At 44.6% G+C, this 20,261-nt stretch carries 24 protein-coding genes and 1 pseudogene; 9 read left to right on the top strand and 16 right to left on the bottom strand.

The features are described 5' to 3' along the window. Window positions 1-142 precede the first annotated feature (142 nt). Together RID09_RS20080 and RID09_RS20075 are read left to right on the top strand one after the other, a co-directional pair. A complete protein-coding gene (locus RID09_RS20080) occupies window positions 143-1,912 on the top strand; it encodes a HAMP domain-containing sensor histidine kinase (RefSeq protein ID WP_446337691.1) in 1,770 nt (589 codons plus the stop codon). Window positions 1,913-1,987: 75 nt separating this feature from the next. Further along, a complete protein-coding gene (locus RID09_RS20075) occupies window positions 1,988-2,482 on the top strand; it encodes a gluconokinase (RefSeq protein WP_446337690.1) in 495 nt (164 codons plus the stop codon). Between the two features lie 53 nt (window positions 2,483-2,535). On the opposite strand, the gene RID09_RS20070 is transcribed toward RID09_RS20075, so the two are convergent. The 4 genes from RID09_RS20070 to RID09_RS20055 form a co-directional block, all read right to left on the bottom strand. Continuing rightward, window positions 2,536-3,333: a hypothetical protein gene (locus RID09_RS20070; protein WP_446337689.1), complete on the bottom strand. Its 798-nt coding sequence runs from the start codon at window positions 3,331-3,333 to the stop codon at window positions 2,536-2,538. Between the two features lie 98 nt (window positions 3,334-3,431). Further along, a complete protein-coding gene (locus RID09_RS20065; RefSeq protein WP_446337688.1) occupies window positions 3,432-3,821 on the bottom strand; it encodes an alr0857 family protein in 390 nt (129 codons plus the stop codon). Between the two features lie 16 nt (window positions 3,822-3,837). Then, window positions 3,838-4,356, bottom strand: coding sequence for an HNH endonuclease (locus RID09_RS20060; RefSeq protein ID WP_446337687.1), 519 nt, complete (start codon window positions 4,354-4,356; stop codon window positions 3,838-3,840). Between the two features lie 82 nt (window positions 4,357-4,438). Next, on the bottom strand, window positions 4,439-4,675 hold the full coding sequence (locus RID09_RS20055; protein WP_446337686.1) for a hypothetical protein: 237 nt from the start codon (window positions 4,673-4,675) through the stop codon (window positions 4,439-4,441). A gap of 83 nt (window positions 4,676-4,758) precedes the next feature. Here RID09_RS20055 and RID09_RS20050 point away from each other — a divergent pair, with 83 nt between their 5' ends. Beyond that, window positions 4,759-5,121: a hypothetical protein gene (locus RID09_RS20050; protein WP_446337707.1), complete on the top strand. Its 363-nt coding sequence runs from the start codon at window positions 4,759-4,761 to the stop codon at window positions 5,119-5,121. Between the two features lie 90 nt (window positions 5,122-5,211). Here RID09_RS20050 and RID09_RS20045 read toward each other — a convergent pair whose 3' ends face one another. From RID09_RS20045 to RID09_RS20020, 6 genes are all read right to left on the bottom strand, one after another. Beyond that, window positions 5,212-6,102: an Rpn family recombination-promoting nuclease/putative transposase gene (locus RID09_RS20045; protein WP_446337685.1), complete on the bottom strand. Its 891-nt coding sequence runs from the start codon at window positions 6,100-6,102 to the stop codon at window positions 5,212-5,214. A gap of 311 nt (window positions 6,103-6,413) precedes the next feature. Further along, window positions 6,414-6,839, bottom strand: coding sequence for an ATP-binding cassette domain-containing protein (locus RID09_RS20040; protein ID WP_446337684.1), 426 nt, complete (start codon window positions 6,837-6,839; stop codon window positions 6,414-6,416). Continuing rightward, complete coding sequence (locus tag RID09_RS20035; protein ID WP_446337683.1) at window positions 6,840-8,039, bottom strand: RNA-guided endonuclease InsQ/TnpB family protein; 1,200 nt, start codon at window positions 8,037-8,039, stop codon at window positions 6,840-6,842. Window positions 8,040-8,352: 313 nt separating this feature from the next. Further along, complete coding sequence (locus RID09_RS20030) at window positions 8,353-8,871, bottom strand: ATP-binding cassette domain-containing protein (protein WP_446337682.1); 519 nt, start codon at window positions 8,869-8,871, stop codon at window positions 8,353-8,355. Between the two features lie 394 nt (window positions 8,872-9,265). Continuing rightward, complete coding sequence (locus RID09_RS20025) at window positions 9,266-9,568, bottom strand: hypothetical protein (RefSeq protein ID WP_446337681.1); 303 nt, start codon at window positions 9,566-9,568, stop codon at window positions 9,266-9,268. Window positions 9,569-9,663: 95 nt separating this feature from the next. Further along, the gene (locus RID09_RS20020) at window positions 9,664-9,792 is read right to left on the bottom strand and encodes a hypothetical protein (protein WP_446337680.1); all 129 of its coding nucleotides are present in this window, start codon (window positions 9,790-9,792) and stop codon (window positions 9,664-9,666) included. A 140-nt stretch (window positions 9,793-9,932) separates the two neighbouring features. Between RID09_RS20020 and RID09_RS20015 the strand changes: the two are divergent. The 4 genes and pseudogenes from RID09_RS20015 (at window position 9,933) to RID09_RS20000 (ending at window position 11,726) form a co-directional block, all read left to right on the top strand. Continuing rightward, window positions 9,933-10,366 (top strand): annotated as a pseudogene (locus tag RID09_RS20015) (element excision factor XisH family protein). Next, a complete protein-coding gene (locus RID09_RS20010; RefSeq protein ID WP_446337679.1) occupies window positions 10,354-10,701 on the top strand; it encodes an element excision factor XisI family protein in 348 nt (115 codons plus the stop codon). Before RID09_RS20015 ends, RID09_RS20010 begins: the two are co-directional and overlap by 13 nt. Before the next feature lie 186 nt (window positions 10,702-10,887). Continuing rightward, window positions 10,888-11,244 (top strand): response regulator, encoded by a 357-nt coding sequence (locus RID09_RS20005; protein ID WP_446337678.1) that lies wholly within the window; start codon window positions 10,888-10,890, stop codon window positions 11,242-11,244. A gap of 281 nt (window positions 11,245-11,525) precedes the next feature. Then, window positions 11,526-11,726 (top strand): hypothetical protein, encoded by a 201-nt coding sequence (locus RID09_RS20000; RefSeq protein WP_446337677.1) that lies wholly within the window; start codon window positions 11,526-11,528, stop codon window positions 11,724-11,726. 87 nt (window positions 11,727-11,813) lie between these two features. Here the strand turns inward: RID09_RS20000 and cphA are convergent, their stop codons facing one another. The 3 genes from cphA to RID09_RS19985 form a co-directional block, all read right to left on the bottom strand. Next, window positions 11,814-14,495, bottom strand: a complete 2,682-nt coding sequence (gene cphA, locus RID09_RS19995) for a cyanophycin synthetase (RefSeq protein ID WP_446337676.1) — start codon at window positions 14,493-14,495, stop codon at window positions 11,814-11,816. A gap of 368 nt (window positions 14,496-14,863) precedes the next feature. Continuing rightward, a complete protein-coding gene (locus RID09_RS19990; protein ID WP_446337675.1) occupies window positions 14,864-15,733 on the bottom strand; it encodes a cyanophycinase in 870 nt (289 codons plus the stop codon). Window positions 15,734-15,846: 113 nt separating this feature from the next. Beyond that, window positions 15,847-15,999, bottom strand: a complete 153-nt coding sequence (locus RID09_RS19985) for a hypothetical protein (protein WP_446337674.1) — start codon at window positions 15,997-15,999, stop codon at window positions 15,847-15,849. Between the two features lie 75 nt (window positions 16,000-16,074). On the opposite strand from RID09_RS19985, the gene trmD reads away from it, so the two are divergent. Further along, complete coding sequence (gene trmD, locus RID09_RS19980) at window positions 16,075-16,821, top strand: tRNA (guanosine(37)-N1)-methyltransferase TrmD (RefSeq protein WP_446337673.1); 747 nt, start codon at window positions 16,075-16,077, stop codon at window positions 16,819-16,821. A 267-nt stretch (window positions 16,822-17,088) separates the two neighbouring features. After that, window positions 17,089-18,348 carry a hypothetical protein gene (locus tag RID09_RS19975; protein WP_446337672.1) on the top strand — a complete coding sequence of 420 codons (1,260 nt, stop codon included), beginning with the start codon at window positions 17,089-17,091 and terminating at the stop codon, window positions 18,346-18,348. 12 nt (window positions 18,349-18,360) lie between these two features. On the opposite strand, the gene RID09_RS19970 is transcribed toward RID09_RS19975, so the two are convergent. The 3 genes from RID09_RS19970 to RID09_RS19960 form a co-directional block, all read right to left on the bottom strand. Next, complete coding sequence (locus tag RID09_RS19970; RefSeq protein WP_446337671.1) at window positions 18,361-18,777, bottom strand: ExbD/TolR family protein; 417 nt, start codon at window positions 18,775-18,777, stop codon at window positions 18,361-18,363. Between the two features lie 123 nt (window positions 18,778-18,900). Further along, on the bottom strand, window positions 18,901-19,323 hold the full coding sequence (locus RID09_RS19965; protein ID WP_446337670.1) for an ExbD/TolR family protein: 423 nt from the start codon (window positions 19,321-19,323) through the stop codon (window positions 18,901-18,903). A 170-nt stretch (window positions 19,324-19,493) separates the two neighbouring features. After that, window positions 19,494-20,144, bottom strand: coding sequence for a MotA/TolQ/ExbB proton channel family protein (locus tag RID09_RS19960; protein ID WP_446337669.1), 651 nt, complete (start codon window positions 20,142-20,144; stop codon window positions 19,494-19,496). Window positions 20,145-20,261 lie beyond the last annotated feature (117 nt).

Raw genomic sequence — 20,261 nt, 5'->3', positions numbered from 1 at the left:
GAGATGGGGAGAATATTTACAATCCCGAATTGTGTTATGACTGAAACATCAAATTCACAGGATTGACATCTGAAAATTGTACTTTAGAGGGGCAAAGGGTGTTTTGTCTAGAGTAGAACAATGACGGTATTGTGTTTGTTTTATGCATCACTCAGAATCGGGTATTATTTCTCATCATCCAGGTATCGCGACTCCTTCCACGCCAGCGCGTCGCTTCCGTCTGCTTGCTAATCCTGGACTCTGGATCAATCGTATCAGCCGTCGTTGGAGTATTCATCAAAAAATTGGTTCTGGCTATTTTTTAGCGGTAAGCATTGCTGTTTTAGGAACGGCGACGGGATTAATCGTTGGAGAACATTATGATGATCGCGCCAGAGAGTCGTTAGAAATTACTCAGGAACGACTGGATATGTTGGGAAATTTAGAAAAATCTTTTTTCACTATTCAATTGTACCAAGAACGACTCACCTATTTATCAGCCAATCAGCTTTTGGAAGCTGATAAGCTTAGAGAATTAAATGAGACTTTAATAAAAAGCAATAGTCAACTCGAACAATTACAATTTCATTTAAAAAATCATCGTCAATTACCAAGGGATTATAGGAACTCCTCAAAAGAACTATTGAATTATTGTGATCGGGGTTTAGACACCTATCATCAGCTTGTTAGCTCTATTTTAGAAAGACTTAATTATGAAACGCTTACTCCCAGTCAAATTCAAACGATTCAACCTTTTTTGGTAACAACCTTTAAAAGCGAACTGATTCCCCAGTTTGAAACAATATCAGCAAGTTTAGACAAGCTCGTTCGCTTAACTGAAATTCAACAACAGCAGGCAAAGGCTAAATTTAAGGACGCTAAGATATTACGGGCTAGCATCATTGCTGGGAGTATGATGCTATCGATAGGAATTGCGGCAGTTTTAGCCATCTATACCAGTCGCGCGATCGCACGTCCGATTCAAGCCGTAACCCGCATTGCAGAACAAGCCACTCACGACGGTAATTTTCACCTGCAAGCCTCGGTGACAACTGAGGATGAAATTGGAGTGTTAGCCACGTCTCTCAATCATCTGATTCAACGAGTCGCTACCCAAATTCACGACTTACAGCAAGCCCAAGCGCAACTGATTCAAAGTGAAAAAATGTCTAGCTTGGGACGGATGGTAGCTGGACTTGCCCATGAAATTAATAATCCGGTGAATTTTATTCATGGTAATCTAACCTATGCCCAAGACTATACTCATGATCTTCTAGAACTGTTGCATCTATATCAGCAGCATTATCCCCATCCTTCGGCAGAGATTCAAACTAAACTTGATCAAATTGATTGGCAGTTTATTTGTGAAGATTTTCCCAAAATTATGAATTCCATGCAAGTGGGGACTGAACGCATCCGCCAAATTATTTTATCCTTACGAAATTTCTCTCGCCTAGATGAAGCAGACATGAAACAAGTCGATATTCATGAAGGCATTGATAATACAATTTTAATTCTAAATTCTCGCCTAAGTCGGGATATGAAAGTGATTAAACACTATGGGCAGATTCCTTTAATTGAATGCTATCCGGCTCAGCTCAATCAAGTTTTTATGAATATTATAAACAATGCTATTGATCAACTAAGCAGTGAGCCAGGATTGAGCAAACGGCAGATTATTATTCAAACCCAGCACGTTGCTCCTAATCAAGTTGAAATCAAAATCCGGGATACAGGTTCTGGGATTCCTCCAGAAATTAAACCTAAAATATTCGATCCATTTTTTACAACCAAGCCTGTGGGACAAGGAACGGGAATGGGTCTAGCTATCTCCTATCAGATTATTCACAAACATCAGGGAAAAATTGAGGTGATTTCAGAATTAGGTCAGGGTTCAGAGTTTATCGTCAGCTTACCAATAAAACCTGGATAAATCCGTGGATTATACAGTATGCGATCGCAATAACTCTCCTTTTTACTTAGCTCCACGGTTTCTTAGAACTGAGAAATGATTATAATTGTGATGGGAGTTTCTGGCTCTGGCAAATCTAGGGTGGGTCAAACTTTAGCTCAACGCTTGGGATGGCAATTTCGGGATGCTGATGATTTTCATACTCAAGCCGCAAAAGAGAAAATGAAACAAGCCATACCCCTAAACGATCAAGACAGACAACCCTGGTTAGAGGCGATGCGAGCGGCAATGGATCAGTGGCTAATGGCAGATAAAAGTACAGTATTAGCCTGTTCGGCTCTCAAGTCAAGTTATCGTCAAATTTTAGGTATTCAAGATTCACGAATCCAGTTTATTTACCTGCAAGGTAGCTTTGAACTCATTTATGAACGGCTCAAACATCGCCAGAACCACTTTATGCATGAAAGCCTGCTGCAAAGTCAATTTGAAACATTGGAAGAACCGACTCCCTCTGAAGCAATCTACATTGACGCTTCCCAATCTCCAGAGGCAATTGTTCAAAGCGTGATCAATAAGCTGCATATTAAGTGAAATTGGTTCATCATTGATTCTTCATTGTTAAACTAAAACCTAAAACCTAAAACCTAAGAACAATCGGTTAACTCACTCGCTGGAACCACTGCATTAGAATTGGCAAATCCTTGTAATTTTTGTTTATAATCAAATAACTGTTGCCGAACCTCTTGGGAGTCAGTCTGACCGATCATTCGATTGACAACATTCATCGCTTGTGACCAGTTTTGGTTACAGACAGCTTGTCGTAACTGGGCATTGAAGTTAGGTGGAGGGGGACTAACAGTTCCGGTGGCGCCTCCGGTAAGTCGGAAGGAATTAAAAAAGCCCTGAATACTTTTTTGTAAATAGTTTTCTTTGGAGGTGATAACTCCTAATAAATAGACACGTTGATTGACTAAATAAACCCGATATCTACCCACAACACCTTCACCATGCTGGGTTCTAAATTCTTTTCCCGAATAATTATTTAAAGTAATCGTTTGCTGATTTAATAGTTGACCTTCCAGACTCTCTAATAATCCCTGCACGACTGCATTTAAAAACTCGTTAATTTGACCAGAGGTTTGAATCCTATTGCTCAACTCCCCAGGTAAATCAAAGTAAGCTACCCAATAGATCGCCTCATTAGGACGTTCAACGCTAAATCCATTTAAGTTCAGTGAACCGAACTGAGTGTTAACTGTATCCTGTTCTTGGCTAGGTGTACCGGGCATTAAGACCGTGAAATTGCCTGCGGCTGAGGAGAAGGGTTTCCAGATAGATTGGGCGACTTGAATCGGGGGTTCAGCATGCCCGATTTCCGGTACTAAAGAGTCACTTACCAGCAAGGTGGTGAGCAAGAATGGGAGTAGTACTTTGGTATTCACGGTTCTATTCCTTTAGCAAGGCTATCAGCTTCACTTTAGCCCAAAAAAGACTCCTACAAAAATACAAAAAAGGCGCACTGTTGGTAGTGCGCCCTCGGTTATTCATTAGTAACAGAGGCATAAGTTTGAGAATCCTGCCACAGCTTAGAGAGAAAAAACTCGGTGCGATCGCTCAACTTGACTACAAACACACCCTCTTCACCATTAGGATTGGATGTCATCCAGTTGCCTTTGAGGGTGACTTCGATAAAATCAGCATCGCAAATCGATAGGGAAATGTCATCGATTGTTTGTTGCCGAACCGCCTTTTCTAAGTCAGCCAACTGAGGCATATCGGCAGGCAGTAAAAACGAAGCAGTGCTAGATTCAACCCAGAGGCTGGATGCGGCTCGCAGCGCCAATATGACTCGGCAAGTCACCCATTCCTCTAGAGAACCCGCTAGACGCTCTAGGTAAAAGCCATTTTCAGTATAAGTAAGTTTCAGCATGACCTGATATCTCCTATTATTCCAGGTGTACGTGCTGTTGGCGCCAGAACTGTTCGGCAAAAGCCACAGTGGGATGCATGGGCGCTTTAGGCTGGGTGAGTAGAGTCATTCCCGCTTGCTCAGGTGTGCGATCGCCTTTTCGACTATTGCACTGTTCGCAGGCAGTAACTACATTGTCCCAACGATGGTTTCCGCCCTTAGAACGGGGGATAACATGGTCGAGGGTGAGCCGTTTTGGGCTACCACAGTATTGGCAACGATGCTTGTCCCGGCGCAAGACTTCCCGGCGATTCACAGGGGGTACTTTCCAGACGCGATCGCAATTAGCTTTGGTCAAGCGAATCTGTTCGGGAACAAGTAAGACTAAGCTTGGTGAATGCACTGGATATCCTTGACCATTACACCAATCTAGCGGTTCGGCTTTCCCAGTAACCAGGAGCGTCACCGCCCGCTTCATGTTGACTCGACTCAGGGGTAGGTAGTTCTTAGAGAACACCACCACTGAGCGCCTTAATCTTTCAGTTACACTCGTCACGCTTTTTACTCCTTGGGATAAGAAACCCCGCTGCTGTTTGAGTCAGAGCGGGGGATTGGAAAAACGTTATGGTTTTCTTGTCCTATATCGGTACGGCTTGGATGCGCCTGTACCTCCCGCTTTTGTGATCCGGTTTTGGATTGATGGTTGTTAAATGCTCGGCGTCAAAATTAAATAGGTTGCCGATTTGGGCTATACCTGGTTCTATCGAGCGATATCCATCCCGAATAAAAAACTCCACCGACAAACCTGCTGAGCGCCAATCGCCGAGGCGACTGGTATCAGGGCAAGTGGTGGAGATGGATAGATGAAGGCTCACAGAAGGTAATTTGTTTCAATACTGCTTTTTAAATACTACACTTGTATTACGAACCTGTCCACATAGTTGAGGAAAAAAACATGATACGTGCCATTCCTAGGACTTCAACCACTGACATGGAAGTAACCAGCATCCGCTTGGAGAGGGAGTTAAAGGAGAAGCTCAAAGATCTTTCTGGCAACCAAGGCTATCAAGCCCTGATTCGAGATATCCTCTGGAATTATGTCCAGCATAAATCGGGGGATTATCGACCCAACTTTTGCGAATCGGATATCAGAGTCAGTATTCCGGCTACCGCCCAGCAAGAAGAGCGGTGTGTACTCACGGGCAAATTTATTCAACCCCAGGAACCGATGTTATTAGGACTGACGTTTAACGGCGATATGGTACCCCTCAGTCTGGAGAGTATGCCCCAGGAGACATCTAGAGCTAAAGCGGCGCGTTAGGTATCCACCTATTCAAAATGCGCTATCTGTAGGGACACGACACGTCGTGCCCCTACTAGAGGTTTCCTTTTATTCTCTTAAACAGAAGCGCTACAGTTTCTCAATCTCTTCTCTAGTAAGTCCTGTTGCTTCTGTGATTGTGTCAAGATCTGTCCCTTTTTCTTTTAATGTTCTCGCTATGTGAATCTTTTCCTGCTGTTTGCCTTGCTCTATGCCTTCCTTGAGACCCTTTTCTAAACCCTCCAATCTTCCCTCTGAGCGCGAACTTTCTATTATACTGACTTCATAACGCTGATTCTCCATAAATCTCAGGTAGTTCGCTCTTTCTTCTTCACTCAAGCTATCTACTAGTAAATTTTCCTTCGCTTCCGCTAAACCTTGGGCTGTAAATTCATCTTTGATTTGGCTCTTTTTCAAGAAATATATCCATTCGTCTAAGGTTGTTTTTGCTATGTCGTTAAAGTTGTTGACTTTAATCACATAATATTCGGGAAAAATCTCAGAGACGTCTTTGATATTAAACAGCTTCTGCTGGTTTATTGATAGACCCAACCTGTCTTCTAAGTGAAGACCACAAAAATCTAATTTTCCTTTGTAAATATAATCATCTCCCTGTCCCAGAGAAAAGTAGACGACATTCACTGAATAAACTTTTTTGACCTTCCCATAAGGCTCCCCTTTTTCCAGGAAGTCAGTAATTAATCTCGCAGTGCCATAGAGCATCCGATGGAAATAATCTTGCTCTGTATTGTTTTGCACTTCAATGAGAATCAATTCCCCCTGGTCATTTTCAGCCAGAATATCGACTCGATTTAGCTTGTCATCCTCCGCTTGTTGATTGCTTTCACCTTCGAGTATTGATTGGATCTTGATTGGTTTCCCCAATAACTCACTCAAGAAACCTGCCAAAACACCATAATTAGCTTTGTTTCTCAGTAATTTTTTAATCGCCCAATCAAATCTGATGTGTGTTTGAGGCATAACGGCATTGATGGGAACGTTTACTTAGTATATTGTGACAGATTTAGCCCTAATGATTCAAGATACAGCGCTTTGCGCTGTAATAAAGTACAGTAAATAAAAGTCCCCCTTTTTAAGGGGGATGCGAGGGGGATCGACAATGTACCGCATAGCAGAGCAAACTGCTGTAATGGCTCTGTTGCCAATCTACTCACGACTTGAACCTGAAGTCACCTCATCATTTATGTAGAGACGTTCCATGGAACGTCTCTACAATGGTGCCGAAAGTCTTAATCGATCTGTCTACTGCTATACCCTGAAAAATCTGTGTGTCACCCACTCACCACCAAGCCGCCGTTTTCCAGCACGTACATGACATCCGCACGCATCGCATGAGCCATGCGGTGGGTGATGAAAATCACCGTGCGGTCTTGGGTGATACGCTCAATAGTGGCGAGGATTTCCGCTTCTGTGGCAGGATCGAGGGCGGATGTGGCTTCATCCAGAATCAGAATCGCAGGATCTCTCACCAGCGCCCTGGCTAAGGCGATTCGTTGCCGTTGTCCCCCGGATAATTGCCCGCCTCTGTCACCTACTGGGGTGTCGTAGCCTTGGGGTAAGGACAAAATAAACTTGTGAATTTCGGCGGATTTAGCGGCGGCTTCCACTTGTTCGTCCGTGGCGTCTAAATAGCCCATGCGGATGTTTTCTCGCACGGAACAGTTAAATAGAATCACATCCTGAGAAACCAGATACATTTAACCCGGAAAAATCTGGCAATTGCTGGAATTTTCTGGGTATGGCACAATCTGGAATGAAGCTATCACTCCAGATGCGGAGGTATCTCTCAAAGCCTTCAACAAAATGTTGAAAGCGCCATTGATATCACGCCCAATCGCGTGACCACAGGAGGGGCAAACAAACTGTTTGTTGCCTCCTAGTTTTGTGTGAATGTGTCCACACTTTGAACAGGTTTTACTGGTGTACTCTTCTGTTACGTCTACTACAACACAACCATACTTGGCTGCTTGATGCTTCAACGAAAGCTTGAAACGGTAATGGGACCATGTAACCAATTTTCGCGCCGTCTTGGTTGATAGTCGCCGCTTACCCCGTTTGACCATATTTTTGACCTCAAACGTTGGCAAGAATATTACCTTATATTTGGTGCATAAGTAATTAGCTGCCTTTTTGTGTAGTTCCGAAACTAGGTTCCGAATCTTGATGCGGATTTTTTGGGCGGCTTGACGCAACCGATACCGTAGGCGTTTAGATTTGCGTCCCTTGGCTAGAGCCATCCGAGACATTAGCTTGTCAAGATGGCTGGCTAATCGGTAAATGCGTCCCATATCATACTTGCCAATCTCCCAAATTTCGGAGCCATCAAACCCCGTTAAAAACGTTCTCACACCCGGGTCAAGGGCAATGGCTAGCTCACTTTTCAGGGGTTCGGGTCTAGGCGCATCTATGGCGTAACAAATGAACCAACGTCCTCTGTCTAGTACCAAGGTAGGCTCATGGTGCATGACTTCGATAATTGGTTCACGAGCCTTGAAACTTAGCCCCTTGGTTTGTGTTGGATAGAACGTTCCTTTTTTCCAGTTATCCTTTTGAAACCGAATGGACTTAACGGGTTCACGCACTGAGCGGAACTTGGCGTCTCCCCCTGATTTTCTGGCACTTTTGTGTGCTTCAAACGCCTGAAATACGGCTAATTGACGTGGATTATAAGGGGTTTGGCTTACCCAAGATGGAGCCAAGCTCATTACCATTTTTCTCAAGTCGTATTTACCGATTCTTTGGGTTTTGAGTATGGCAATGGCTTGATTAAAACACCATCGGGAAGCCGATATCCATTGAAACCATGTCTTAGCTAGTGCCGTTTCTGGGTAAACTCGAATCTTCTTTGATAGCAGAATTGTACTTTCTTTTTCCGTACACTCGGCAACATTAGACATGGACGATGGCAAGGATATCCTCAACCCTTTGGAGTTCATTAGATCTCTCACTTGTGTTGAGAACCAAGAGGAAGCCGTTTTTTGGCTGACATAACCACTCGATGAAGTCAAGACCGAACCTGACAAGTCGGTCTTGGTGAGAGACCACAACTTCTGTGACATTTCCTGACAAGACTTGTCCCAAAAGGGAAAGTAATCCTTTGGGCTTGTAATTGAGTCCTGAGCCGACTTCATTGTTGTTTTTGCTAACCGGAGCAATATATTACCACGCCCAGGGAGATATTTCAAGAAGTATCTAGAAATTGCCTGTCAATCAGGCTCTAGTCATCAACAGTCCAATTTGAGAACGGAGGGAGCGTACTGTGACATGACGTAAATCAACGCCATCAAACAGAATGCGTCCTTTATCCGGGTCATAAAATCGCATTAGTAAGTTGATAATTGTACTTTTTCCCGCGCCAGAAGCACCGACAAATATTGCAAAGTCTCCTTGGCGAATCTTTAGGGATAGATTTTTTACCCCACTTCTTTCAGCCGAGTAGTTAAAGGTAACGTTGTCAAAGTAAATGTCACTCTGAAAATGAGGCAAGTCAATCGCATCTGGGGCATCCTGAATCGCAGGGACTTCTGACAAAATATCGTTAATGCGTCGCAGGGCTGCAATGCCATCGAGAAAATAAGGCACTGACCCAGTTAAAGCAATAATATTGAGATTCAACCTAACTAATAAAAGCTGATAAGAAACCAGGGTTCCTACCGACATCACATTGGAGAACGTCATCGACGCACCGACGCTTAAGGTCACAATCTGCGTCAGGACAAAACCAATCATGGGGATTCTCTATCATAGCTTGCTAATCAAGCTCAAGTGAGCCAACAAGATCAACCGATTCAAACTGAAACAAATTTTTGCATGATACGTGGACGATTCAGGTATTGCATTTAATTTCTAATAGCTATCCCCATTTGGAGTAATGTCATAATTGGAACCCTCCCCACCTATAATCTTTGATTGAGGTGGGGAGGGTTCAATTATGTATTTTTATCAAAAATAAGATGACTCAATTGAGTTAGGGTGATTAAACCACCAATTGTAGGAGCACGATATACCGTGTCCCTACAATTAGTGGCGTCTGTGCGTAAGTCCTGACTACGATACTATCTGAATACTTGTTTCGTAGAGACTGCCTTCATCCTCATTTTTGAGGACTTTTGTTTGCAGTAATTCATTCCACAATTTGGCTGTAGTAAAACTCAAAGTGCTTGAAGTCATTTTCCGCATCCTGTTTACAATCGTTGCGTTCATTTGCTGCATGCCATGCAGCGTTCCATGCTCCCCACTTGATATCGTCTAGTGCATTTTGGCTTAACTTAAGCTCCAGAGCAGTTACGGCTTTACTCATATCTCCGGAGTGTTTTTTGAAGCCTACGTCATTCGTTCCAGCATCCCCTTTATATTTGTCCCCTGCACGAGTGTTTGCCGCATACCATGCAGCATTCCATGCCATCCACTTGACCTCTTCAGCCACTTTAATTGGTAACTTGTTTATGGGAGTGGGAGTAGAAAGGATTTTCTTGCCCGGTTCCGTAGGGTGAATCTACCGACACTAAAGGAATCCCCCAATCAAGGCGAGCAGTAAAATTCTTCTGTTGCCACTGCTCGCCCCAGACCCACAGATGCCAGAGTATTGGGACTGGGATTCGCTTGACCGGAACTATTCCAAGCCGTGCCAAAATCAACAAAGGGAACCACCTGTATCACCCCCTTTCCCCGGAAAACCCGCAGGATAGGGAGTTGGACTTCTGCTGAAGCAAAAATTCCATTGTCGCGCGATCGCTCTTTTACTTGGTATGATAGGCAAGAAATTGCACCTCTAGATCGGATCGTCTGTTGTGGCTAAGGCTCGTTTTCATCAGGTTGTTAAGACGGCTCTTGCCAAGGATGGGTGGAATGTTACTCACGATCCGCTTGACTATTAAAGTAGGTGGTGTAGATATGGAAATTGACTTGGGGGCAGAGTCCTGAGCTTGCGAAGGATCTCTGGCTGCGGAGCGAGGAGATGAGAAAATTGCGGTTGAAGTCAAAAGTTTTTTAGCTAGTGCATCGGCAATTTCCGAGTTTCATACAGCGCCGACCGCAGTTTATTAACTATCGGGCTGCGTTGCGTCGTGAAGAACCCGATCGCATTCTCTATCTAGCTGTGCCCGATCTAATCTATAACAGCTTCTTTCAACTTGATTTTCCGGCATCAATGCTGCAAGAAAATTCCGTAAAAATAATTGTTTACGATATTGAAGTGGAGCAAATTTCACTATGGAAGGAGTGACGGATAAACTAACGAACTATCAGCAAATTGTGCAGCAACTGTTGATGAGGTACGCAGAAATTAAGCCAGCTTATGGTGAGATTGATGTTGAGATTATTTTTGATACGCAGCGAAATCACTATCAAATTGTGCATCTAGGTTGGCAGCATAAGCGCTGGGTGCATCATTGTATAATGCATCTTGATATTCGCCATGAGAAAATCTGGATTTTTCACAATTCAACGGAGCATGATATTGCGGCAGAGTTAGTCGATTTGGGCGTACCAAAACAAGATATTGTTCTAGGTTTTCATCCTCCTTTCATGCGGGAAATGAGTGACTATGCAGTGGGCTAAAAGCAGAAGGATGAAAGAGGCGATCGCTTGATGGATAAGTAGTGCGATCGCGCTCCGGTTAAAAAGTCACCAAAAATAACTTCCGCCGTTTACTCTTAGAACGAAGCGCCACCCCCACTCTCACCTCTGAGGAAATCGAACAAAGCGATAATTACCACACTGAAGACCCCAAAGGCAATATCTTAATTGTTGACGATCTCGTCGAAAATCTGCATTTTTTTAAATGACATCTTAACCAAACAGGAGTACAAAGTCCGCAGCGTCACCAACGGCACGATGGCATTAAGAACCGTCCGCAATCACCCCCCGGATGTCATCTTACTGGATATTAAAATGCCCGATATCGATGGCTATCAAGTCTGCTCAACCCTGAAAGCCGACGAAGAAACTTCAGACATTCTCATTATCTTCCTCAGTGCATTAAACGAAGTATTTGATAAAGTCAAAGCCTTTCAAGTTGGGAGATGGCTTTTCAATAACCGTGCGCGAGGTGAGAGATTAGGGAGGATGGGGGAGATGAGGGAGATGGGGGAGTTAGATTGATTTACTTCGGGTCTGCTGAATAAGTCTTGTGGGGGGGGTAGGTAGCAGGGGAAGCAGGGGAAGCTGGGGGAGCAAAGATACATTTTTCCTGATAAGTAGGTGGACACAATTAAAGTTAAAGGTGGAGATCGTCTTTCGTCATTTGTAAGAGTTTGAGGCGTGTTTACATAACTTAATAGGTTAATCATTTCTAGTGCAAGAAGGTAGAATTTCTGCCTTGGGATAGTACAGCTTTCCCGATGAAGGGGTTAGGGTGGAGCTGTTGAAACAATTAGGCTGTAATGAGTTCAGAACCAAACAACACATCACCGGAACAGGAAAAGGCTCCAGAGCAAACTCCAACCGTTGACCCAAAGGATTTAGCGATGAAACCCGGTTATATTGCCGATCGCGACGCCCAGGAAACTGTAAACAATCCAGCCGTAGCACCGCAAATGCTCAATGATCCCAGTGACGATCGGGGAGATTTAAGACGGGATTGACCTTGGGGTATTTTTGTGCTGAAGCGATCGCAAAAACTGGGCAAGGGGAATCCGCGATCGCATCTGTTTCTTCCTTGCCCAACCCCCTTAAATCGGGTTCGCCACCGATGGCTCTAAATCCACTTGAGAATCACCCATGGGTTGATACCCATTCTCTGGGAGAGGGCGTCGTTCCTCAATCAAGCGAATCGTACCACTCACCTTTTCCGGGAAAATCACCACCAAACCACCGGACGCCACTCCGTCTAACGCGGTGTTAATCGCCTCGGTTTCATCAAGAATAATTTCATAATTGCTATCCTGATTTTGCGCCAAAATTCCCTTGCGAATCAACTCCGCCGCGTCACCACTGGGACGTCCCCGTCGATCCGCATCTTCTTTAATAATGATCCGGTCGAAAATTTGTGCTGAGAGTCGTCCTAAGTTAATGAAATCCTCATCCCGGCGATCGCCAGGTCCACCGACGACGCCAACCCGTTCCCCAGACCAATTGCGGACAAAGCCGCCCACAGCTTCATAACTAGCGGCATTATGGGCATAATCCACCAAGGCATGATAATCACCCAGGTTAAATAAATTCATCCGTCCCGGTGTCTGAGCCACAGACGCCCGGAATGTGGTTAAAGCGTCACGAATTGCCTCAATAGGAACACCTTGAGCAAAAGCGGCGAGACTAGCGGCTAAAGCATTAGCAATTTGAAACGGTGCCATTCCTCTCATCGTTACAGGCATATTTTCCGCCTTCTCAATCCGCAGCGTCCATTCACCTCGGATTAATGACAGATAGCCATTTTCATACACAGCCGCCAAACCCCCTTGCCTGGTGTGAGCTTGCACCACCTCATTGTCGGGATTCATGGAGAAAAATGCCAGATGCCCTTTGACGCGCTGTGCCATGGCTGTAACCAGGGGATCTTCGGCATTTAGAATGGCATAGCCAGATGGACTCACGGATTCAGCCACCACACTCTTGAGATGCGCCATCTGGTCGAGGGTATCGATATCGCCAATTCCCAAATGATCCGCCGAGACATTTAACACAACGCCCACATCACAAGCATCAAAGGCTAAACCCGATCGCAGAATCCCGCCTCGTGCTGTTTCCAATACCGCCACCTCAACCGTCGGATCTTTGAGAATCACTTGAGCGCTTTGGGGTCCGGTGGTGTCTCCTTTTTCCACCAGATGATCGCCAATGTAGATCCCATCCGTGGTGGTATACCCCACAACATGACCTGTTTGCTTATAGATATGGGCAAGCAAGCGAGTGGTTGTGGTTTTACCATTCGTCCCTGTAACCGCCAGAATGGGAACGCGACTCTGTTGTCCCGGCGGAAACAGCATATCCATCACCGGGGCGGCGACATTGCGCGGTAAGCCTTGAGAGGGACAAACATGCATTCGGAATCCGGGTGCTGCATTCACTTCCACAACCACGCCGTCAATGTCCCGTAGGGGTTTGGCAATATCGGGCGTAACAATATCAATCCCGGCAATATCCAGACCAATAATTTTAGCCACACGCTCAGCTAACCAAATGTTTTCGGGGTGGATATCGTCCGTGCAGTCTATGGCAATACCCCCCGTACTCAGATTAGCCGTTGCCCGTAAATAACAAACCTCATCTTCTTTGAGGACTGTATTTAAACTGTAACCCTGACGTTCTAGTACACTCAAACTCGTATGATCGACGACAATTTTCGTCAGGACGTTATCATGTCCATCTCCCCGATTGGGATCGCGGTTCGTCTGTTCAATCAGTTCTTCAACCGTAGACTTACCATCCCCAATTACCCGTGCTGGAATCCGCTGGGCGACGGCTTCAACTTTCCCGTTAATCACCAAGACGCGGTGGTCAAAGCCGGGATAATAGCGCTCGACAATCACTGCACGGGAGATATCCTTGGCGCGGTCATAGGCTTTTTCCGTTTCGTCCCAGGTGCGAATGTCAATCGTAATCCCACGCCCATGATTACCATCTAGGGGTTTAATCACAATCGGATAGCCCCCCAACTCTTCTATCGCGCCCTCTAATTCGTCTAAATAACACACCGTTGTGCCTCGGGGAACCGGAACACCCGCATCGAACAAAATCTTCTTCGTCCCTTCTTTATCACAGGCTAATTCCACCCCTAAAATTCCGGAGTAATTACTCAAGGTGGCTTGTATTCGCTTCTGATGCACCCCGTAGCCAAGCTGAATCATGGCTCTGGCACTTAAGGGAAGCCAGGGGATGCCTCTGGCGTCGGCTTCTTTGACCAGGGCTTCTGTACTCGGTCCTAATGCCGCATCGCGAGCGAGTTCGGTGAGGTCTTTTATGTCTTGGTTTAACTCACCTTGGGGATAGGTTCCGGTATCGATAATACTTTGACACAAGCGCACGGCTGCTCTGGCTGCATAGCGACCGGCCTGTTCATCAATGTACTCAAAGACGACTTGATAAATTCCGGCTGTCCCGGTTTCCCGCGTCCGACCAAACCCGACGCGCATTCCCGCTAATTCCTGAAGTTCGAGCGCCAGATGTTCGATAATATGCCCCATCATCGTGCCTTCCCTGACCCGACTTAAGAACCCACCTCGAACACCTGGAGAACAGAAATGCCCTTCCAGGCTGGGTAGCGCCTGCACCAGTCCCTTGTAGAATCCCGGAAGTACATTGGAGGGTTTATCAATGAGTTCCTCCAAATCAAGACGCATGACAATGAGTTTTTGGCGTCGAATGCTCCAGTAATTGGGACCGCGTAACGTCTGGATTTTTAGAATTCTCATAGTGATGAAATCGGGGATGGTTCACAACGTCGGCAAGGAAACACAAACTAGCAACTGTGCAAAATCTATTTTAGGAATTTCTGTAACATTACGTGACATTCTCCTACGCTGAATCTCGCCTATTAAGGCGTAGGCGTCCAAGTATCGCTACTTACATTTTCTCGTCAACATTTTTCGCGGTTCTCAGAAGTCCTCCACGTAGTAGGGGGGGAATCGTTTACTCTTGCCCAGACGGGATTTACCCGCTTTGAGTGGATGGGAAATCTTATCTAGTTTCCGACTGTTCAAAGGGATCAAACTGTTCATCATGAACATTTTGCTGGGACGATTGGCGATTTCAGCCTGCTTGGGAGCCGTTGGATTGAGTCTTAGGGGTTGACTGGCATTAATGCCCGTTTATAGACATGATAGCGATCGCCATGACAAAAAATATGCACCCGGAGGTTATGCAGACTAATGGGTTCGGTGCTGTCAATATCCACCTGATTGGTGTGAGCCAGTTCTGTGGGATCAATAATCGTCACCGTACCTTTGCCCATGACCTGTAACCAACCATCTCGCTCGAAGATAATACAAGTATCTTCATCGATCCCAATCCCTAAGCGATCCGGGTGCATGGCGATCGCACTCATCAAGCGGGCGATGCGATTTCGATTCAGAAAATGCTGATCGACGATCACTTCAGGAATAATCCCTAAACCCGTTGCCATATCGACTAAGGAGCGATTCGGGGACTCACCACTCCCACCGCCTGCGATCATGTGATGACCCATTACAGCCGCACCTGCACTGGTTCCTGCCAAGGTAATCTCCCCTAAATGTACCCGTTGACGGACTTTTTCCATTAAAGGGGTATCGGAGAGCAAACCGCACAAGCGCAGTTGATCCCCACCGGTCATGAATACACCCGTACAGGTTTCCACATACTCTTGGAGCTCAGCATCCGAACCTTGAGCGCGATCGCGCACATCAAGGACTTTAATTTCCTTTGCCCCCATATCCTCAAAGATCCCCTGATACCGTTCGCCAATCAGTGCTGGTTCTCGCGACGCGGATGGAATAATCGCAATTCTCGCCTCACCTGAACCCGATCGACGAAAAAAAGTTTGCAGGATCTCCCGTCCATGAACTTTGTCTTCCGCACCACCAATAACAATGATTGCGGTTTTTGTCGATTGAGGCATTTTCGTCACTTGGAATTGAGAGTCTAACTGCAGCATACTGTCGAGTTCGAGCATAAGGTGAGTTCAATATTTGAGTATCGCGCTAGGGCTAGGACTGTCTACTTTATTATGATTTTGACCCTAGCTCAACTACTGATTTAGGTTGTTCTTGGTAAGCTTCACCACAACTAAACACCATCGCGCTTGGCTTTCATCAGATGCACTCTACAGCCGCCTAAATGCGGTGACTTGATGGAAATCGTTAATTGTTTAGCCACGGAAGAACGCTTACTCACGGCACTCAGCCGTGGGGAGGAAATCTGGCGTTTCCCAGTCATCATGGCAAATTATACCAATAATTACTTATACTATGATATAAGATTGACCCTTTTTGTCTTGAGAACGACCCAATCCTTGTGCGTTTTGATGTTGTAACACTGTTTCCGGATTTCTTTACCTCTCCCCTAGCGTCAGGACTGCTGGGTAAGGCATTGACCAAACAAATCGCCCAGGTGCACCTGGTCAATCCTCGTGATTTTGCCACGGATAAACACCGACGGGTTGACGATGAACCTTATGGGGGTGGCGTGGGGATGTTAATGAAACCCGAACCGATTTTTGCGGCTGTGGAGTCGTTGCCCATATTACCTCGGCGAGAGGTAATTCTGATGACGCCCCAGGGACAACCCCTGAATCAGCCACTGTTGGTGGAGTTGGCGACAGGTTATGACCAGATTGTGATCATCTGTGGGCATTATGAGGGTGTCGATGAACGAGTTTTACATTTAGTAACGAAAGAGGTGTCCTTAGGGGATTTTGTCTTAACCTGCGGTGAAATTCCCGCACTCGCCCTGATTAATGGGGTGGTGAGATTACGCCCCGGAACCGTGGGGAAGGTGGAATCCCTCAAATCAGAAAGTTTTGAAGCCGGATTATTGGATTATCCTCAGTGGACACGCCCTGCTGAATTTCGCGGTTGGCAAGTCCCAGAGATTTTATTATCGGGCAATCATCAGGTAATTGACCAGTGGCGCAAAGACCAACAGATTCACAGAACCCGGGAACGTCGCCCTGATTTGTACGACAAATGGGTTAAGCAGACTGAGAATCTACCGAGTTCTCATCCAACAAGGGATAGAGACACAGGGGAAGCCCGGTTGTAGGGGTGGGTTTTACCAATAACCTTTTGTCGATATCAGATAACTTGACTCGCGCCCGCCCTTCTCTGGGAACAAGGGAAGATAAGGTGGGAAAGACAATTCTTCTATGAATGACACTTAGGAAAAGGGCGGGTTTACTTACCGGGGAAGTTTTTTGCACTAGATAATAGTAAAACCCGCCCCTACTAACCCAATTATTGACAGACGAGTTTTTTTGCCGCGTCTCTACTTTCAGATGTGTCACAATGAAACTCGATTGTAATTAAATCCTTGCTGCTTTTAACTGTGCTTTCTTTTATGAAATCGTCTGAGTTGCTGAAAAACTTATCAACTCCTGCACAGATAGTGTTGCGACCCATGTTGCTGATTTCCTTGGTGTTGCACGGTATTGTGCTAATGCTACCGATTTCCGATGATCTGAGAAAATCTGAGAACCCTGAAAAAGAGGAAACGGTTAAAATTACCAAATTACCTTCTCCTTCCATTCCTAAATCCTCTCCCTCCCCGAAATCGACTTCTAAAGTCACTCCTCAAAGGAGTCCAGTCACTCTTGCCCAAACTCCTCAGAGGCGTCAGACTAATTCTCAAATCATTATCAATCGTCCGGAGTCTCCGGCAAATCCGTCTTCTAATCAGCCAATTAACCAACCGTCTGTTAGTTCTAAATTGTCTCAGACAAAAAAACAGCAAACTTCTGAAACATCAAATGTTGTTCAGACTGATCAGGACAAAACTTCAGATACATTAGACGAGTCGGATCAAAACTATACCCCACCCCAACCCGCCCAAAAAGAGGTTAATTTTTTCGCAATATTTCCTCGTTATCCAGGGGCAGAGAAAGGCTCTGGTGGTGTACTTAGACCAGAGTTTGATGAAGCAACGTATATATGGCATATAGAAGAGGACTTGGAAAAAGTAGCGTCTAAGTTTGAGAAGGAACTATTGCCTAATCAAGATTTTCAGCAACCCAAACCTCTAAAAAATGAGGGTAATTTTAGAGTTTATGAAGTGTCAAATACGAAAGGCAATGAAACTAAGTATTTACATTTAATTCACAAAGACAGTAAAACTTCTATTTATCTAGAATCTGAAAGTTATGATCTAAAAGAATTAGTCAAAAATAAAACAGAGGATAGAGCTGAATTTTTAGTTATGGCATCTTTAAGTACTGCTATTGAAACTCTAAAACTACAATATAAACTCAAAGATTTTAACGTAGAAGATGACTTTGATACTCTTGTTGAAGCCGATAAGTTTAAAAGGGCAAATTTTGATTTCACAATAGCACGAAAAACAACAGCAGATCATCCGATATCCCCCCAAGAACTTGCTATTAGCTTGAATGAACAACTGCAAAGTTTAGAATTTGAGCCGTTATCGCCAACGGGAGATGGCGAGTATGGCGGAGGAACTCTTTACAAAATAAAGAAGGATAGATTTGAACGTTATCTGATTTTGACACCTGCAAAAGATGAAAAAGAAAATTTGATCACAGTGATTATTTTAGCTGAAGATGATCCTCGCCAGTAGAAAATAAGATACTCAATTACTCTCAATAGCCAAGGAAACGCGATCGCCTCCCACATTCCGCATTTGAGCTAATAGCTGAATCACTTGCTCGTAGGGCAATTGACTGTCGGCTTGTAAGAAGACAGCCCCTTGAGGATTTTGAGATAAATAGGTTTGCATTTGCTCAAACAATTGCTCTTGGCTTACCGATTGATTACTGATGACCAGTTGTCCTGGGGACTTCAATTGTACAATTAAAGGAGCGGGATTTTCCTGCGGCTGAGTTGGATTATTTTCATTATTAGGGAGTTGAACATTAACTCCTTCTTGAGTGGTCAACATCATGGAAGTCATTACGAAAAAAGCTAGAACTCCCATGATCACATTAAGCATAGGGATTAACTGAATGGACGGTATTGATGACTGGGTTCGCTGGGTTCTAAAACGCATTGTTTAACGATTTAAATAAACATGATTATGGGACAGATAATTGAGACTATGGTAACCCATTATAATTGAGTAGAATGGTGTTTTAAGTTGATGCAGGCGGGTCACCCCTACAGATTGTTCATTTTAACGACGCTCAATTGCTAGAGAAACGCGATCGCCACCAATTCTTGTCATTTCTTTTAACAGTTTTTGGACATCTTCATACGGTAAATCTCGGTCTGCTTTTAAAACGACTGTAGCATTTTGATTTTGTTCTAGGTATGACTGGATTCTTTCAGACACCTGATTAATAGTAATAACTTGATTATTTAGTAAAATCTCGCCTTGGCGATTCAAGCCAATGACTAGAGTGTTGCGAGTATTTGACTCGCCACTAGCGGTTCCCGTACCAGGTAAACCAGGTAGATTAATGTCTCCTAAGCGCTGACCTGTATAACTCATTGATGTGATAATAAAAAAGGTTAGCACTGACATCATCACATCCATTAAAGGAATCAGATTAACTTCGGGGATTGGTGAGTTTTTTGACTTGTTTCTAAAGTGCATGAATCCTAGATTTTTTGAAGCCTATCATTGCAAAAATCACTTAAACGCTTCTCCCAAGCTAGGGAAATGCTTGCACCCAAAGCCATGTAGAATCTATTCCATCATTTCATAATTTTACTGACTTAAAGGTTTATAGTTAGCAATTTCAGCATTTATAGAAGACAGCGCAACTACGAACGGTTGGCGAGGGTTGGTTCGTACCAAACCTGGCGATAAATAAGTTCTAACTCACTCCCAACTTCCGCAAAGTAATCCATTTGCTGAGAGTGTAAAGTGACGATAGTTCGGAGAACTAAAAGCGCAATAATTGCCACAATCATACCCGCTGCTGTGGTAATTAGCGCTTCACCGATACCTCCAGCTACTTTTGTCGCCTCAACTGTTGTTCCACCCCCACCAATTTTCAGGTTATTGAATGTACTAATTAAACCCGTAACTGTTCCTAATAGACCAAGTAAAGGGGCAACAGCTACAATAGTTTCCAGGAGTTTTTCACCTTTTCGCATTTTGATGAATTCTTTATCACCAGCGGCTTCCATTGCTAAACGAAAGGTTTCTGGTGTTGGCTGTTTCAGCTTGAGAGGTGCATAGAGAAAGCGACCAATGGGCAAGTTTTGAGCCGATTCAGCTATGTCTTTAGCCTGTTCTAAATTCGACTGTGCCGCCGCTAGCACATCGTTCACCAGGGTAGCTTCTTGGCTTAATAATCGAAACCAAAACCAAGCACGATCTAGCCCACAGGATATCGTTAATATAGATAATCCCAGAATGGGCAGCATTACTAAACCGCCTTGGATTAATAAATCATAGACTCTTGTCATTGGAAATCTCAGACTAATTTCGCAAAATTAACCCTGGTAACTTTTATACTATAACGCGACAGACCTATTGTCCAACAGGTAAGGAACTAGATCTCCGACTTCTTGAAGACATTGGAG

Source organism: Coleofasciculus sp. G1-WW12-02 (assembly GCF_040219735.1).
Taxonomy (GTDB): Bacteria; Cyanobacteriota; Cyanobacteriia; order Cyanobacteriales; family Coleofasciculaceae; genus Coleofasciculus.
This window is presented reverse-complemented; position numbering and strand designations above follow the sequence as displayed.